Source organism: Pedobacter sp. BS3 (assembly GCF_008274585.1).
Classification (GTDB): Bacteria; Bacteroidota; Bacteroidia; order Sphingobacteriales; family Sphingobacteriaceae; genus Hufsiella_A.
Genome location: NZ_VTRT01000005.1, coordinates 1 through 15,803 on the forward strand (window position 1 = coordinate 1; position 15,803 = coordinate 15,803).

Here is a 15,803-nt window from a genome sequence, read left to right on the forward strand (position 1 = left end):
TTTTGTGTTTTAGTCGATTCAAAACTAACTACTGTAATCCTTTTATATCCCTATTTTCTTAACTTAATGACATTGCCCTATGGGACAAAAGACTATTGTTCCGTTAGGGGATACTGTGATGCAATAGACGTGGATTAGTTTCCTGAAAGAGCAATTCAACCCAATGGGATAATTGATGTTGCAGACTTACGAAGTTTGCTTGCCAGCCTGATATAAACTTCGTAAGTCTATGTGCTGACATGGGATTTCTCACTCAATGCTCATAGTTATTTTTCCGTTCGAAAGGTAGCAATAGAATAATCTGGCAATAGAACAATCAGATGTCATATCAGTCCCTGATCTTTCAATCGCTGGATGAGGGTGCTGATATCAGCCGTATCATATTCGGTTTTAAGGTAGATTTCGGTTAGCAGAACTGTTCCCTGATCTAAAATAACATAAGTGATTACTCTTGCGCCACCGGATTTGCCTTTGTTGTTTCCTGAAATGGACATCCGGATTTTATAGAAGTTATGGCCCAACTCAATGCCCATTGTGGGATTTTTCTTTAGTTGTGCCGATAATTTAGCAATATCGGATAATATGCTTTTTTGTTTTTTAGCGATTCGTTTTAATTCTTTAACAAAATCGTCGGTAGGCACGACAAGAATTGCCATATCATGAAAGTTCTGCTAAAACATCCTCGATAGGCCTTAAGCTGATCTTTCCTTCTTTGTAGAGCTTGATCTGTTTTGCCGATCTTTTCAGCCGGTTAAAAATAACCTGTTCGGATTTAGTGAGCGCTCTGTCTGCAGCATCAGAATGCTGCTCTATATTGTAATCCAAACCAAAGGCATCCAGAACGGCTTTAATGGCCTTTTCAGTTTTCTTGTTGTCAATATTTACAGTAAGCGTTGTCATCATAACAAAAATACAATATTCTTTAGATAAGAAAAACATAAATAGCGTGAGTTGAGTTTGAGGGGGCGCTCGTTCATATTTACTGGTATGTGACTTTTCACACAAAGCTCACTGATGTTGCAGACTTACGAAGTTTGCTTGCCAGGCCGGTTCAACGGCAATACCCGGGAAGTTTATTTGACAGGCGAAGCCTTCTTCCAGGTTACCCATAATCCTCAAAAGCCCTTTATTGCACACACGGATGGATTGAATACCTGTGTATTGGGTACTTCCTTTAATATTAACGCTTATCCGCAACTGGCTCAGGTAAGGGTAAGCGTAGCTACAGGTAAGGCGAGTGTTACCGCCAATCATAAAGTGCTGGCTATGTTAGCCGCTAACCAACAGGTAGCGTACACCAAAGCAACAAATATTGCGCATACCGGTACTTATCTGCAGATTATGCCAATTCATGGAAGGATGGCCTGATAAGGCTTGACGGGGCTGCGTTTGATGAACTGGCATTACTTATAAAAAATATATATGGTTACCAGGTAAAAACAGGGGATAAAAATATCGGACAGCGGGGCGCTAACGGAGCTATTATTATTACCACCAAATCCGGCAGGCCCAGGATCAAAGGTATAGGCGTTACCGTTAATTCCACTACAGCCTTTCAGGTGGTTTCCCATGGGCCGGATTACCAGTATGAATACGGTCAGGGTCTTACGGGTAATAATTATTATTCGTATGGTAATACTGCCGGTGGAGCAAACACACGCGGTATCAGTTCTGCCTGGGGGCCAGAATTTGCCGGGCAAATGTATTACCAGTATGATCCGGTAACACATACCGGAGGCGCAGAGCGAACTCCCTGGATTGCATATCCCGGTAACGTGAGGGATTTTTTTGATGCCGGTAAAACCTTTACCAATACCGTTTCGCTGGATGGAGGAACAAAGAATACGATATTCCGTTTTTCGTACACCAATGCAGATAATACCTGGATTGTGCCGAACACCGGCTACAAGCGCAACACCATAGCGCTATCGGCCAGCCATAAAATGGCCGATAAATTCCAGATATCAACCAAAATAAATTATACCAATAAGTGGAGCGATAATTTACCCTCTACCGGTTATTCAACCAGTACACAGTTAACCTAACCAACAACTAATAACCGTGTAACAATTTACGATACATTCATTAAATAACTTTAAAAATCTTTTATATGGTTTAAATTTATTTAATTTTGTTATGATTGATTTAATTTGTAACTTGTTGCGGGTTTTAGAATAACTGGCAGGCATAAGTTCAGGGTGAATGAATTAAGGATAAATTATAACCAATAATTATTTAAAAGACAGGTTCTTGCATGATATTTTCGCGTTTAAAACCAGAGAACAGGCGCTGGTTTATCATTGCCATTATTTTTCTGGCCATTGTATTTAATTATGTCGACCGGCAGATTGTTTCTATACTCAAGCCCACATTAAAAAAAGAATTTAACCTTGGCAACGACGGTTATGCCATGATTCTGAATATATTTACTATCTGTTACGCGTTGATGTATCCGGTTACCGGCTGGCTGGTAGACCGTTTCGGGGCCAAACTGGTCATGCTGTATGGTGTATTAACCTGGTCTATAGCCTGTATTGGCGGGGGAATCTCGCGTACGGTTGGACAATTTGCGTTCTTTCGCGGATTACTGGGTATGGCCGAACCCTCTAACTTTCCGGCACAGATACGGGTAGTGACCGTCTGGTTTCCGGGCCGCATGCGTGCAACAGCAAACAGCCTGTGTGTAGCCGGAAGCTCCATCGGTGCAATTATAGCACCTCCGCTTATTGCGTGGCTGGCCATTACCTACAACTGGCATGCCGCATTTATTGTATCCGGTATCATCGGACTGATTATCGTCGTACTGTGGGCGTTGATCTATCGTGAACCGCCGGCAGATATTTTGCAGGAAGCAACCCATACAGCTGCTGCAACTGAAGAAAAGGTTTTTAAATGGTCGCAGTTATGGAAAACGAAAAGTCTGTGGGGAATTATACTTATCCGTTTTGTGAGCGATCCGGTTTGGTATTTTTGCCTGTTCTGGTTGCCCGGGTATTTACAGGAAAAATCGGGACTTAGCCTGGCACAGGTAGGTATGGTTGGCTGGATTCCGTTTCTTGCTGCCGATATAGGCGGAATTAGTACATCAGCCTGGTCAGACTGGATGGTCAGGCGTGGCCGTCAGCCTTTGCAGGCCCGGAAAGTAATGCTATCCATCGTGGCCATATTTGCCCCATTATGTGCCCTGACACCCTATTTGCCTAATGTCGTGGCTACATTAGCTATATTTTGTGTAGTAGCTGCGGTGTGTATCAGTTGGCTGTTTACTATTAGCGTGGTAGTTGCCGAAGCGTTTCCGGTCAAAAATGTTGCTAGCGTGTTGGGTATAGCCGCTGGTTTTGGCGCTGTAGGGGCCGTATTGTTTAACTATTTTATCGGACAATTTATTGGGACAGTTGGTGCAGATAAGTTATTTTTAGTAATGGCCTTTTTGCATCCGCTGGCTGTATTGATTTTATGGAAAATGGTTCGCCCGGAGAAACCGGAAGAGCAGATTTAGAAACAAGAACATAGATGCAAGAAACAAGACGGAAAGTTGTACGCTTTACCAAGGAAGAATTAGAGGTAAAGAGGAGTATAAATCAAGCCAGACTTCGTGTCTTCACGAAGCTCTATGCTGGTTTGTGTCTTCACGAACCAGAGAGAAGAGATAAATAAGCACAGCCTTACCCTCTCCCTTGCGCCACCGCTAAAGCTAAGGCGGCACGCGGTTAGGGAGGGCCGGGATGGGCCAGCTTTTGAATTTTGAATTTTAACTTTTGAATTTATAACATATAACATGGATAAGATGAATATCACAGAACCGGCTCGCACCTTGCCGGTACGGGCAGAAGTTGACGTTCTGGTAGTAGGAGGAGGACCGTCGGGTATTATTGCGGCGCAGGCAGCAGCCGAAGACGGACTGAAAGTGATGCTGTTGGAGAGCCGGAGCTTTGTGGGTGGCAATATGACCATCGGGTTGCCTATTTTGGGCTTTTTAGGACAGAAAGGAAACCAAATTATTAAAGGGCTTCCACAAAAATTTATTGACCGTTTAGCAGCCCGCGATGCCGCAAGCGAGCACCGTTATTGCCCGTTGCACATGGGCATAACCCTGGTTGAGCCCGAAGCAGTAAAAACGGTTGGATTGGAAATGCTTACCCAAAGCGGCGTGGATGTATTGCTGTACGTATTTTGTGCCGGTGTAGTGATGGATGGAGATACACTGCGGGGCATCATTATTGAAAGCAAGGCCGGTCGTGAGGTTATCCTGGCAAAAGTAATTGTTGACTGTACCGGCGATGCCGACGTAGCCTACCGTGCCGGTGTTCCGTGCGAACAGGGTAACGAGCAGGGAGGTATGCAGCCGCCTACGCTGATGTTCTGCCTGGGTGGGGTAGATACGGAAAAATTGCGCATGAGTATTGCCGAAGAACCGCGAACTTACCTGACTGATTTTATCCCGAATGAATATTTCGGGCAGAATAACCAGTTTATTGTAGTAGGTCTGCGCAGCCTGATGCAGAAAGCCCGGGAAGACGGCTTCAAGCTGCCGGTAGAACGTACCATTCTGATAACCGGCTTACGCGAAGGTGAGATATGGGTGAACATGACCCGTGTAAGCGGTGTTGACGGAACCGATCCGGTAAGCCTTTCGCATGGCGAGATTGAAGCCCGTGAGCAGATCGAGCAAATACAGAAATATCTTATAAAATATGTCCCCGGTTTTGAGAATGCCCGCTTTACTAAAATGGCTCCTTTCCTGGGTATCCGCGAAACACGGCGTATTGTAGGTGAGTATACCATGACCCGCGATGATATTTTAAGCTGTCGCCGGTTTGATGATGCCATTGCTGTTGCCAGTTATCCGCTGGATATTCACCATCCGCAGGGAGGCGATTGTACGCTGGAATGGTGCGGTGACTGTTACGATATTCCGTTCCGGTCATTGGTGCCGCAGAAGGTAAAAAACCTGCTGGTAGCAGGACGTTGTATCTCCACCACACACGAGGCGATGTCGGCTATCCGGGTAATGGCTCCATGTATGGCGATGGGCGAGGCTGCGGGCCGTGCCGCGAAAATGGCTGTGCATGATGGCATTGCACCGTCAGATATTGATGTGCAGAAGCTGCGTAAAGAACTGCTGGAGCACGATGCATACCTGCGTCCGGCAGAGGAAGCAGTGGTTTAAGAAACTGTAAATCGTAGAAATAATTGCCAATATAAGCCAATTGCCGGTTTTAAATTTTAACTTTTGACTTTCTAACTCATGTTACATCGCCGTAAATTTTTAAAGGGTCTCGGTATTCTGTCGGCCAGTTCGTGGCTGGTAAAAACCGCCGAAGCATTTGAACATCACACTGCCTTACCGGATAGCGCCTTACACCGCATTTTAACCTGCAACATCCGGGTGGCTCTGGCCGAAGACGATGCCAAAGGCTTAGGATGGAAAGATCGCAAAAGTGCCTGTTTGCAAATTATAAAAGCGCATAACCCGGATATTATTGGCTTGCAGGAAGTGCTTAAAGTGCAGGCCGATGATTTCAAGGCCTATTTTAATAATTATATGATCTTCGGCTTTGAAGGCCCTGAAATGGATGGTCATGAGCATGAGGCCTATTTCGGTATCGCCAAAAACCCGGTATTATTCTCAAAAGCACGCTATGAATTGGTTGCTGCCGGAACATATTGGCTGTCAGAAACGCCATTGATCGGCGGAAGCAAATCGTGGAACACCGCCCGTGCCCGTCATGCCAACTGGCTGCGTTTAAAAGATAAAAAATCAGGAAAAGAATTCAGGCTTGTCAACGTGCACCTGGATCATAAAGACCAGACGGCAAGGGAAATGCAGGTAAAAACCGTAATGGCCGAATGTGCGCAGTATCAACCGGATTTTCCGCAGGTTTTAACCGGCGATTTTAATGCTCATGTTCCAAACCCCGTCTTTGATATCATTCACGAAAGTAGCTGGACTGATACCTATACGGCCGTACATGGCACGGAAGATCCGGGCTATACCTATCATGATTTTCAGGGCGAAAAGTATGTAAAAGGGAAGCCCAATGGTAAAATAGATTTTATATTTTCCAGGGGAAAGGTGAAGCCTGTCGCCTCGCAAATCATAAAAGATGCGGTCAATGGACGTTATCCCAGCGATCATTATTTTGTATCGGCAGATATTGAACTATAATAACTAACCATAAAATATAAACCGGTAATTGGCATTGTGATTGATGCTTTCCGGACTTTTGAATTTTAACTTTTGAATTATAATCATGGACACCAGGAGAGAATTTCTACGGAAAACCCTTTTATTATCGGGCGCAGCAGGACTATCAACTGTATTGCCGCCTTCCATCCAGCGGGCGCTGGCTATTGACCCCGCTCCCGGAAGCACCTATCTCGATGCCGAGCATATTGTTATCCTGATGCAGGAGAACCGCTCATTCGACCATTGTTTCGGTACATTACAGGGTGTAAGAGGCTATGACGATCCGCGTGCCATCACGCTGCCTGATAAAAAGCCGGTTTGGCTGCAAACCAATGCCGTTGGCGAAACTTATGCCCCTTTCCGGTTAAACATCCAGGGAAGTAAAGCTACCTGGATGGGCTCCTTATCGCATTCAAGGCACACGCAGGTAGATGCTTTTAATGCCGGGAAGCATGATAAGTGGTTAGACGCCAAAAAATCAGGAAATAAAAAATATGCCCAAATGCCGCTGACGCTGGGTTACTACAACCGCGAAGATCTGCCGTTCAATTACGCTATGGCGGATGCCTTTACCGTTTGCGATCAGAATTTCAGCTCGGCAATGACCAGCACCACGCCTAACCGTTCCTTTTTCTGGTCGGGTACAATATCCAATGTAGAAGATGGCCGTCCCAAAGCCAATATTCGTAATAACGATTTTAGTCACGGTAAAATGCTCTGGAAAACTTTCCCTGAGTTGTTGGAAGATAACGGAATTTCGTGGCGTTTTTACCAGAACGATGTATACTGCGGCGGCGGATTCACCGATGAAGAGCGTGCCTGGCTGGCCAATTTCGGGTGTAATAACCTGGAATTTTTCAAGGTGTATAACACCAGATTCTCAGATCGTAACATTAAAAGCCTGCAAGCCCTGGTTGATACCTTGCCCGGCGAAATTGATGAATTACTTGAACGAAGTCCGTCAAGCGAAGAGGCAGCCCGGAAAATTCAAGCGTCCGTTAAGAAAAAACAAGCAGCATTGGATAATGCCCGTGCCGAATTAGCGAAATTTGCGCCGGAGAATTTTGAGAAGTTATCTCCCAGGGAGAAAAGCTTGTACCATAGGGCATTTACAACAAATGCTGGTGATCCGAATTTCAGGAGCCTGGATACCTTAAAATATAAGGATGGCGGTAAGGAGTACGAAGTAACTGTTCCCAAAGGTGATTTGCTGCATCAGTTCCGTAAAGATGTAAATGAAGGTAAGCTGGCCACGGTTTCATGGCTGGCAAGTCCGAAGAATTTCTCAGACCATCCAACCGCACCCTGGTATGGCGCATGGTATGTATCCGAAGTGTTGGATATCCTGACCCAAAACCCGGAAGTTTGGAAGAAAACCATCTTTATACTTACATACGATGAAAACGATGGTTACTTTGATCATATTCCACCGTTCTCTATTCCCGATAACAATAAGCCTGGCACAGGAAAATGCTCACCCGGAATCGAAACCGAAATAGAGCATGTGCGTTTGGAAAATGAAGTAGCGCAGGGTATTCCCAAAAAGCTTGCCCGGGAGGCTCCCATTGGTCTTGGATTCCGTGTTCCAATGATCATAGCTTCACCCTGGAGCCGTGGCGGGAAAGTCTGTTCAGAGGTTTTTGATCATACATCCACCTTACAGTTCCTGGAAGATTTTACGAAGAAAAAATTCGGGAAAAATATTCATCTCGATAACATTAGTGAGTGGCGGCGTACCATTTGCGGCAATCTGACATCGGCATTTACACCTTTCAGTGAAAAAACAGAGAAGCTGCCGTTCCTTAACCGCAATACTCACGTAGAGCGTATCTATAATGCACAGTTCAAAAAGGAGCCTTCCGGATATGTGAAGCTTTCGAAAGCTGATTTGAAAACGGCCATAGAAAACCCCTCGGCTTTAGCGTTCATGCCGAAACAAGAACCAGGTATGCGTTCGTCATGCGCCCTGCCTTATGAATTATATGCCGAGGCTACATTAAGCAACGACAAGAAGAATATAGAGATCAGGCTTACCGCCGGAAACCAGGTATTTGGTAAACGTGCCGCCGGCGCTCCGTTTACAGTGGTGGCTCCGGGTAAATATACCGATACCGATTCATCGGAGATAGCCAGAAACTGGTGGTTTGCCGTTAAGCCCGGCGATACAGTTACATACAGCTGGCCGTTAAACGCCTTCGAAAACGGGCAGTATCATCTGCGGGTGTATGGGCCAAACGGTTTTTACCGGGAATATCAAGGTTCTGCTAAGGATCCGCAGCTTGTTCTAAATTGCAGATATGAACAGGAAAAGAATAAAAGCGGGCTTACCGGCAATATTCAGTTAACTGCCGTTGGCGGCGGGGCAGATGTGGAGATTACCGATCATGGCTATAAACACAATAACCTGAAGAAAACCATAAAGGCCGGTGAAAGCTTAGTGCTCAACCTGGATAAAAGCTTCGGATGGTATGATTTCAGCGTTCGTATTCAGGGTACTAACGTTGAAAAACGTTATGCCGGCAGGGTAGAGACTGGTAAAACAAGTCATACCGATCCGCAGATAGGTGCATTAGCTTAACAGTTTCAGGCAATCACTATAACAGCTTTGAAAAAGTTGTCATAGCAAGATTTAAACTTTTTATTTATCCGTATGAAAACAATAAAACCGATTTTATTAGGTATGTTCCTGTGTCTCGCCGGGCTAAATCTTTATGCCCAGTTTCAGCCTGCAAAAGGTGAAAAACTGAATGTGATCTTTGACAGCGATATGGGGCCGGATTATGATGATGTAGGCGCTATCGCCATGCTGCATGCGTATGCAGACAGCGGTTATGTGAATATTTTAGCAACTATAGCCTGCACCCGGTACGAAGAAGTTGCCAGCATATTCAGTGTTTTTAATACCTATTTCAAACGGCCGGATATCCCGGTAGGAGTGCCTAAAGGCGATGCGTTTTACGGCAAAGACCGGCAGCACTGGAGCGATACGCTGGTAGCGAAATACCCGCATCGTATAAAAAGTAATAATGAAGTGCCCGATGCAGTTCAGTTATACCGCAAGATACTGGCCGCTCAACCCGATCATAGTGTCACCCTGATCACTGTAGGCTTTTTTACTAACCTCGATAACCTGTTGAAAACCGGCGCCGACAGCTATTCGCCCTTAAGCGGGAAAGAACTTGTTAAAAAGAAAGTGCGTTTGCTGGTAAGCATGGCCGGCAAATTTCCGGAAGGAAAAGAGTTTAACATTATCAAGCGCCCTGCCGAAGGTTACCGGGTTTTTGCCGCTTGGGATATTCCTGTGTTGTTTACCGGTTGGGAAATCGGGGCGAAAATAAAAACAGGACTGACGCTGGTGAACAATCCGGCAATACAAAACAGCCCCGTTAAGGATGCTTATCGCATTGCCATGCCCATGAGTCCGGTTGACCATGAGGGAAGAATGGGCTGGGATCAGACAGCCGTACTGATAGCCATTAAAGGTTATAAACCGTTTTATGATCTGGTCAGGGGCAATATCAAGGTCAATCCTGACGGAAGCGATTCGTGGATAAATAATAAACGTGGAAATCAGGCTTACCTGGTGGATAAAATGCCTCCGGAAAAAGTTGCCACTTATATCGAAAACGTAATTATGCATCAACCCAGGTAATGCGATGAAAATACAGGTAAAGAAGTTATTGCGTAAGGTTTTTTTAGTACTGACCGGAATCTGTCCGGCGTTCACCGGTCTCGGTCAGCAAAGTAGTCCGATTTCCAGCATAGATGCAATTCCGGTAGACAACGTGTTTTCCGGCTTATCTGTAGGGTTTGATATACTTACCACGCAAAAATACCAGTACGTATGCTATTACGATACCAGCCGGAATATGACCATAGCTCAGCGAAAGCTGAATTCCAAAACCTGGAAAAAGACAAAACTGCCATCGGTAGTAGGATGGGACAGCCATAACAATGTGACCATGGTTATTGACCGGGATGGTTTTATTCATGTGGCGGGCAATATGCACGCCAGGCCGCTTGTTTATTTTAGATCCGCTAAACCGGAGGACATCGATACGTTCGAAAAACTGCCTATGACGGGCAAAAATGAAGACCGCGTAACTTATCCCTTATTCTTTAAAGATTTTTCGGGCAATCTGTTCTTTCAGTACCGCAATGGCGGCAGCGGCAACGGGATAACCTATTGGAACAGGTACGATACCTCTACGGGGACATGGTCGCCGGCTTTTGATAAACCCTTGTTTGACGGTGAAAATGAGGCCAGCGCCTACTCCTCAGATCCTATTGCCGGCCCCGACGGCTATTTTCATATCGTATATATGTGGCGACAAACGCCCATCGCCAATACCAACCATAACCTGTCTTATATTCGCAGTAAAGACCTGGTGCACTGGGAAAATGCCAAAGGCGAGCCGCTTACATTGCCTGTACAGTGGCGTAACAGTACTACCATAGCAGATCCTGTAGATCCCTGGAATGGACTGATCAATATGGGTTTTGGTATTAGCTGGGATGATCAAAAGCAGTTGTATATCACTTATCATAAATTTGACCGTAATGGCGTCAGTCAGGCGTATGCTGCCCGCTATGAGAACGATGGGTGGCATATTTACCAACTAAGTAACTGGCCCGGTTTTACCTGGGATCTGAATCGCGGAGGTTCTATTAATGGCGATGTCAGGATATCCGGTGTTAAGCAGTACGGGCCGGGACTGTTGCAGGTTAATTACAGTCATAAGAAATATGGTTCCGGCAAATGGATATTAGACCAGGCAACGCTCCGGGTTAAGGATGATCAAAAAGCCGGTCAGGAATCAGGGCCATCGTACAAGCTGCCTGATCCCCGCACCCCGCAAAGCGATATGCGTCTGCACCGGGTAACCGATAATACCGGAAAATTTATCATGCAATGGCAAACGGTACAGCCTAACCAGGACAGGGCGCCCAAACCGCCTTATCCGGCACCATCAGACCTGGTGGTGTACAAAATACAATAGGTTATTATGCGAGACTGACCAAAAAGCTCTCGGACTTTAGTCAGCCCCGAATATTTCTTTCGTTTGTATTTGTTTGGTTTCTGTTTTATTCTTTTGGTTTGGTATTGTTCGGTTTAATTTGTTTATTTGAGTAAACCATTATTCACTTAAACAATAGAATTTCCACCCATGAACCGTAGATCCCTTTTAAAAACCTTAGGCGTAGGCTTTGGCGCATCCTTTATCAGTAACGAAACGTTTGCCGGGATTGGAGAGAATGTGTACGAATACACGCTCCCGGCTAATCCATTAAGCAAGCCCATAACTAAACCGGTTACTGCCATTACATTAGGAGCCGGAAGCCGGGGCAATGTATATGGTGGCTTTGCACTCAGGTTTCCAGACCAGCTGGATATTATTGGCGTAGCAGAGCCCATCAAAATACGTAATGACCGCTATGCTGCCAAGCATAAAATTGCCGACGAAAACCGCTTTGATACCTGGGAGCAGGTGTTTACCCGCCCGAAATTTGCCGATGCTATTATCATATCCACACCCGATAAGCTGCATTATGCGCCCTGCATGAAAGCGTTGGCAATGGGCTACGATATTTTACTTGAAAAACCCATTGCACCTACAGAAAAAGAATGCCGGGATATTCTGGCGCTGGCTAAAAAGACAGGGCGCATTGTGGCGGTATGTCACGTGTTGCGTTATTCGCCTTATTTTGTTAAGATGAAAGAGCTGGTAGCCAAAGGCGCTATTGGCGAGGTGATCAGCGTACAGCACCTGGAGCCGATAGAATATACCCACATGGCGCATTCCTACGTTCGGGGTAACTGGCATAATTCCAAAGAAACATCACCCATTATTCTGGCCAAATCATGCCATGATCTGGATATCATCAAATGGGTAATTAATAAACCCTGTAAAGAAATATCAGCTATGGGCGACCTGAAATGGTTCCGGAAAGAAAATGCTCCTGAAGGCAGCACTGCCCGTTGTACAGATGGCTGTAAAGTAGAACGGGAGTGTCCGTATTCGGCTATACGGGCCTATAAGGATAAACGCAGCCGTCTGTATGTATTTGACCTGCCCGATGATAAGTCTAAATGGGATGAAGCCATCCTGGAGAAATTGCGTACCACTAATTATGGCCGTTGTGTGTACCGTATGGATAACGATCAGCCTGACCATTACATTACCAATATCCGGTTTGCCGATAATGTTACAGCCAGCTTTTCGATGGAAGCTTTTACCGATTCAGGAGGTCGGCGTACCCGGATCATGGGCTCAACCGGCGATATGGTTGGCGATATGCAAGAGCTGGTGGTGAACGATTTTAAAACAGGGAAATCCATTAAGCTGGTACCTAAAGCCGAAGATGTAGATGATTATAAAAACAGCGGACACGGTGGCGGCGACTGGCTGCTCGCCCGTGATTTTGTACAGGCTGTAGCCCATCAGAATCCCCAATTGCTTACATCAACCATCGATGAATCGATAGAAAGCCATATTATGGGTTTTATGGCCGAGGAAAGTCGCAAGCGAAATAAGTTTATGGCAGTGAAGATGCCCGATGCTAAGCTAAAAGTTTAAAGTAAAAAGTTGAACGAATCGAAGTAGCATAGGTAGAGCCAAAAAAGCGCAGGCTCATCCCGATTTGCAATCGGGATGCCATAGAACGGCGTTTGCAACGCCGCAATGTTCAAAGGCCGCTATTATCGGCGTTACAAACGCCGGAGACTTATGCACTCGTTTTGCAAACGAGCGCAAACAGGAGGCCGCTATTATCGGCGTTACAAACGCCGGAGATTTATGCGCTCGTTTTGCAAACGAGCGCAAACAGGTTGTGCGTTTCCTATCCCGAACTCACGTTATTTTACAGAAAATAGAATGGGCGAGCGATAATGCGCCCATTTTTTATTTAAGTAACAAAATTTAAACCTAATATCTTTAATAATGTCTGTAGCTTAGCAAAATAACCAGTATAATAATGAAAGTAGTAAAAAATCCACTCAGGCTGATGTTGCCTGTTTCCTTTTTATTGTTACAGCTTAGCGCTTACAGCAAAACAGTTCCCCTGGATAGCAAAAATATTCATGTAACCGGCGCCGCCTATATATTCCGTAATCCTGAAAAGTTGTCTTTTCAGCGTTTTTCTGACGAGGTATTAAAAGCGCCGGACGATATCCGGATGTTTTCTGTTAAAACGGCCTCGTCTACCAGCGGTATTATTTTACAATTCAAAACTAAAAGCCTGTTTGTCCATTTAACATTCTCTCCCGAACCGGGTTTAGGTGAAAAAGGTTCCTTTAAAATCTTGAAAGACGGCGCTGAGCTAAAGATCGTTTCATTTGACGCCGCTGCGGCTAAGCAAGATATCCAGGTCAACCTGGATTCATTGAATACGGCAAAGGAATCCGTTTACGAAGTCATTCTTCCCAGCTATACTAATGTATCATTAACCCATTTTGAAATAGACAATAGCAGTGATCTGGCAAGTTATCAGCCGGCAAAAAGAAAAGTTTATATCGGTATTGGAGATAGTATTACCCATGGTCGCGGACAAGATGGCGCCAGCTATCTCACTTATCCTTTCCTTGTATCGGAAAAGCTGAACATGGATTTTTATAACCTGGCTATCGGCGGTGCTAAAGTTTCTATTCCGGTTGCCGAAATGACCAAAGATCTGCCCAAAGCGGATGTAATTACCGTACTTATTGGTTATAATGATCTGAATGCGGCCGGTCATTCTGCCGGGCAGTTTGAAAAAGATTACCGTGAATACCTGTCAAAGATCAGAAAAAATCAGCCGAAGGCTAAAATATTTTGTATCACCTTACTCTACACCAAACGGAAAGAAAATCCAAAGACACATGTAACTCCTGATGATTTTCGTGGCGTTATTAAAAAGGTAGTTACCGAATACCAGGCCCGTGATAAAAAGCTGTACCTGATAGAAGGGGATAAAATTACTTCGTTAGCTAATTTACAGCCTGGCGATAAAACAGATCCCGTACATTTAACGGTAAAGGGCGCTGCACTTTTTGCTGATGCTTTATATAAAGAAATGGCAAAAGATCTGTAAAATGCATTCTGCGCAAATTCTTCAAATCATAAAGAAAACGATCGCTTTAGCGGGTTTATGCCTGCTAACAGTCAATGATCTTTTTGCCCACCCGGTTGCAGAGCCTGGCAAACCCAATATTATCTACATTTATGCCGACGATATGGGCTATGCGGAGCTTGGATGCTATGGTCAGCAGAAAATTAAAACTCCCAATATTGACCGCTTAGCCAAAGAAGGCATCCGCTTTACCCAGCATTATACCAGCACACCTGTGTGCGCTCCGGCCCGTTGTATGCTGTTAACCGGTCGCAATGGCGGTCATTCATACATCCGTGGAAACTATGAGCTGGGCGATTTTCCCGACAGCCTGGAAGGCGGTCAGATGCCTTTGCCCGAAGGAACGTACACCATTGGTCACATGTTCCAGGGTGCAGGTTATATAACCGGTGCTATTGGCAAATGGGGACTTGGTATGGTCAATACTACCGGCGCTCCCAACAAACAGGGGTTTGATTATTTTTTCGGTTATATCGACCAGAAGCAGGCGCACAACTATTATCCCACCCACTTGTGGGAAAACGATAAACCCTATCCCTTAAATAATCCGCCGTTCTCGGTACATCCTAAAGTAAATAAAACGTTGAGTGATGACGGTTTTGCCAGCTTTATCGGCAAAGAGTACGCTCCGGATGTAATGACCCTTAAGGCGAAAGAGTTTATCAAAACCAACAAGGACAAGCCTTTTTTCCTGTATCTGCCGTATACTATTCCGCATGTGTCGCTACAGATACCTCCCGGCAGCAAGGCTTACAAAATGTACGAAGGCAAGTTTGACAGCATTCCGTATTACGCTGAAAAAGGTTATACGCCCAATAAAGAGCCGCTTGCCGCTTATGCCGCTATGATCACCCAACTGGATATGTATGTCGGCGAAATTATGGAACAAATAAAGCAGCTTGGACTGGATAAAAATACCATCATTATGTTTTCAAGCGATAACGGAACAACGTTTAATGGCGGGGTTAATGCGAAGTTCTTTAACAGTGTAGACGGCTTACGCGGATTAAAGATGGATGTTTTTGAAGGCGGCATCCGCGAACCCTTTATTGCCCGCTGGCCAGGTAAAATTCCCGCTGGAAAAGTAACCGATATGATTTCTGTTCAGTTTGATATGATGGCTACCTTTGCCGATCTGATTGGTATAAAAGCCCCTAAGAATGACGGACTTTCATTAAAACCAACCTTATTAGGAAATTCCGCCGCACAAAAGCAGCATGAATACCTGTATTTTGAATATCCTGAAAAGGGCGGGCAGGTAGCTATCCGCTTAGGCGATTGGAAAGGGGTGAAAATTCATGTTAAGAAGAGCGGATATAAAAACACGCCCTGGATGCTGTTCAATTTAAAGGAAGACCGGGGCGAGACAAAGAATCTGGCAGCTCAACATCCCGAATTAATAAAGCGTTTCGATGCTATTGTTGAAAAAGAACATCAGCCGGCGCATATTAAAGAATGGGAATTTATTAATCCTAAATTTCCTATGGAAAAATAGTAAGAAGTC

Annotated in this window: 13 protein-coding genes; 11 read left to right on the forward strand and 2 right to left on the reverse strand. The window is 45.1% G+C overall.

The genetic code is table 11. The annotated features are described in order from the left end of the window. Positions 1-323: 323 nt before the first annotated feature. Complete coding sequence (locus FW774_RS13490; protein WP_149348733.1) at positions 324-656, reverse strand: hypothetical protein; 333 nt, start codon at positions 654-656, stop codon at positions 324-326. A gap of 1 nt (position 657) precedes the next feature. Next, positions 658-903, reverse strand: a complete 246-nt coding sequence (locus FW774_RS13495) for a hypothetical protein (protein ID WP_149348734.1) — start codon at positions 901-903, stop codon at positions 658-660. 111 nt (positions 904-1,014) lie between these two features. On the opposite strand from FW774_RS13495, the gene FW774_RS13500 reads away from it, so the two are divergent. The 11 genes from FW774_RS13500 to FW774_RS13550 all read left to right on the forward strand — a co-directional run bounded on the left by FW774_RS13500 (position 1,015) and on the right by FW774_RS13550 (position 15,794). Next, the gene (locus FW774_RS13500; RefSeq protein WP_149348735.1) at positions 1,015-1,368 is read left to right on the forward strand and encodes a FecR family protein; all 354 of its coding nucleotides are present in this window, start codon (positions 1,015-1,017) and stop codon (positions 1,366-1,368) included. A gap of 191 nt (positions 1,369-1,559) precedes the next feature. Beyond that, positions 1,560-2,045 carry a hypothetical protein gene (locus tag FW774_RS13505; RefSeq protein WP_149348736.1) on the forward strand — a complete coding sequence of 162 codons (486 nt, stop codon included), beginning with the start codon at positions 1,560-1,562 and terminating at the stop codon, positions 2,043-2,045. A 209-nt stretch (positions 2,046-2,254) separates the two neighbouring features. Next, positions 2,255-3,499: an MFS transporter gene (locus FW774_RS13510; protein WP_149348737.1), complete on the forward strand. Its 1,245-nt coding sequence runs from the start codon at positions 2,255-2,257 to the stop codon at positions 3,497-3,499. 288 nt (positions 3,500-3,787) lie between these two features. Beyond that, complete coding sequence (locus FW774_RS13515) at positions 3,788-5,170, forward strand: FAD-dependent oxidoreductase (protein ID WP_242457833.1); 1,383 nt, start codon at positions 3,788-3,790, stop codon at positions 5,168-5,170. Between the two features lie 78 nt (positions 5,171-5,248). Further along, a complete protein-coding gene (locus tag FW774_RS13520; protein ID WP_149348739.1) occupies positions 5,249-6,169 on the forward strand; it encodes an endonuclease/exonuclease/phosphatase family protein in 921 nt (306 codons plus the stop codon). A gap of 85 nt (positions 6,170-6,254) precedes the next feature. Continuing rightward, entirely contained in the window at positions 6,255-8,768 is a 2,514-nt protein-coding gene (locus FW774_RS13525; RefSeq protein WP_149348740.1) for a phosphocholine-specific phospholipase C, read from the forward strand. 72 nt (positions 8,769-8,840) lie between these two features. Beyond that, a complete protein-coding gene (locus FW774_RS13530) occupies positions 8,841-9,842 on the forward strand; it encodes a nucleoside hydrolase (RefSeq protein WP_149348741.1) in 1,002 nt (333 codons plus the stop codon). A gap of 4 nt (positions 9,843-9,846) precedes the next feature. Next, entirely contained in the window at positions 9,847-11,190 is a 1,344-nt protein-coding gene (locus FW774_RS13535) for a BNR repeat-containing protein (RefSeq protein WP_149348742.1), read from the forward strand. A 168-nt stretch (positions 11,191-11,358) separates the two neighbouring features. Further along, positions 11,359-12,768 carry a Gfo/Idh/MocA family protein gene (locus FW774_RS13540; protein WP_149348743.1) on the forward strand — a complete coding sequence of 470 codons (1,410 nt, stop codon included), beginning with the start codon at positions 11,359-11,361 and terminating at the stop codon, positions 12,766-12,768. A gap of 397 nt (positions 12,769-13,165) precedes the next feature. Next, complete coding sequence (locus FW774_RS13545) at positions 13,166-14,260, forward strand: SGNH/GDSL hydrolase family protein (RefSeq protein WP_149348744.1); 1,095 nt, start codon at positions 13,166-13,168, stop codon at positions 14,258-14,260. Beyond that, positions 14,226-15,794: an arylsulfatase gene (locus FW774_RS13550; protein ID WP_242457834.1), complete on the forward strand. Its 1,569-nt coding sequence runs from the start codon at positions 14,226-14,228 to the stop codon at positions 15,792-15,794. Before FW774_RS13545 ends, FW774_RS13550 begins: the two co-directional genes overlap by 35 nt. Positions 15,795-15,803: the final 9 nt, after the last annotated feature.

What these genes read in the sequence shown, in the direction of transcription:
- FW774_RS13500 (WP_149348735.1), top strand. Translation starts at nt 1,015, where the DNA reads ATGTTGCAGACTTACGAAGTTTGCTTGCCAGGCCGGTTCAACGGCAAT.
- FW774_RS13495 (WP_149348734.1), bottom strand. Translation starts at nt 903, where the DNA reads ATGATGACAACGCTTACTGTAAATATTGACAACAAGAAAACTGAAAAG.
- FW774_RS13540 (WP_149348743.1), top strand. Translation starts at nt 11,359, where the DNA reads ATGAACCGTAGATCCCTTTTAAAAACCTTAGGCGTAGGCTTTGGCGCA.
- FW774_RS13520 (WP_149348739.1), top strand. Translation starts at nt 5,249, where the DNA reads ATGTTACATCGCCGTAAATTTTTAAAGGGTCTCGGTATTCTGTCGGCC.
- FW774_RS13515 (WP_242457833.1), top strand. Translation starts at nt 3,788, where the DNA reads ATGAATATCACAGAACCGGCTCGCACCTTGCCGGTACGGGCAGAAGTT.
- FW774_RS13490 (WP_149348733.1), bottom strand. Translation starts at nt 656, where the DNA reads ATGGCAATTCTTGTCGTGCCTACCGACGATTTTGTTAAAGAATTAAAA.
- FW774_RS13535 (WP_149348742.1), top strand. Translation starts at nt 9,847, where the DNA reads ATGAAAATACAGGTAAAGAAGTTATTGCGTAAGGTTTTTTTAGTACTG.
- FW774_RS13525 (WP_149348740.1), top strand. Translation starts at nt 6,255, where the DNA reads ATGGACACCAGGAGAGAATTTCTACGGAAAACCCTTTTATTATCGGGC.
- FW774_RS13530 (WP_149348741.1), top strand. Translation starts at nt 8,841, where the DNA reads ATGAAAACAATAAAACCGATTTTATTAGGTATGTTCCTGTGTCTCGCC.
- FW774_RS13545 (WP_149348744.1), top strand. Translation starts at nt 13,166, where the DNA reads ATGAAAGTAGTAAAAAATCCACTCAGGCTGATGTTGCCTGTTTCCTTT.
- FW774_RS13550 (WP_242457834.1), top strand. Translation starts at nt 14,226, where the DNA reads ATGCTTTATATAAAGAAATGGCAAAAGATCTGTAAAATGCATTCTGCG.
- FW774_RS13510 (WP_149348737.1), top strand. Translation starts at nt 2,255, where the DNA reads ATGATATTTTCGCGTTTAAAACCAGAGAACAGGCGCTGGTTTATCATT.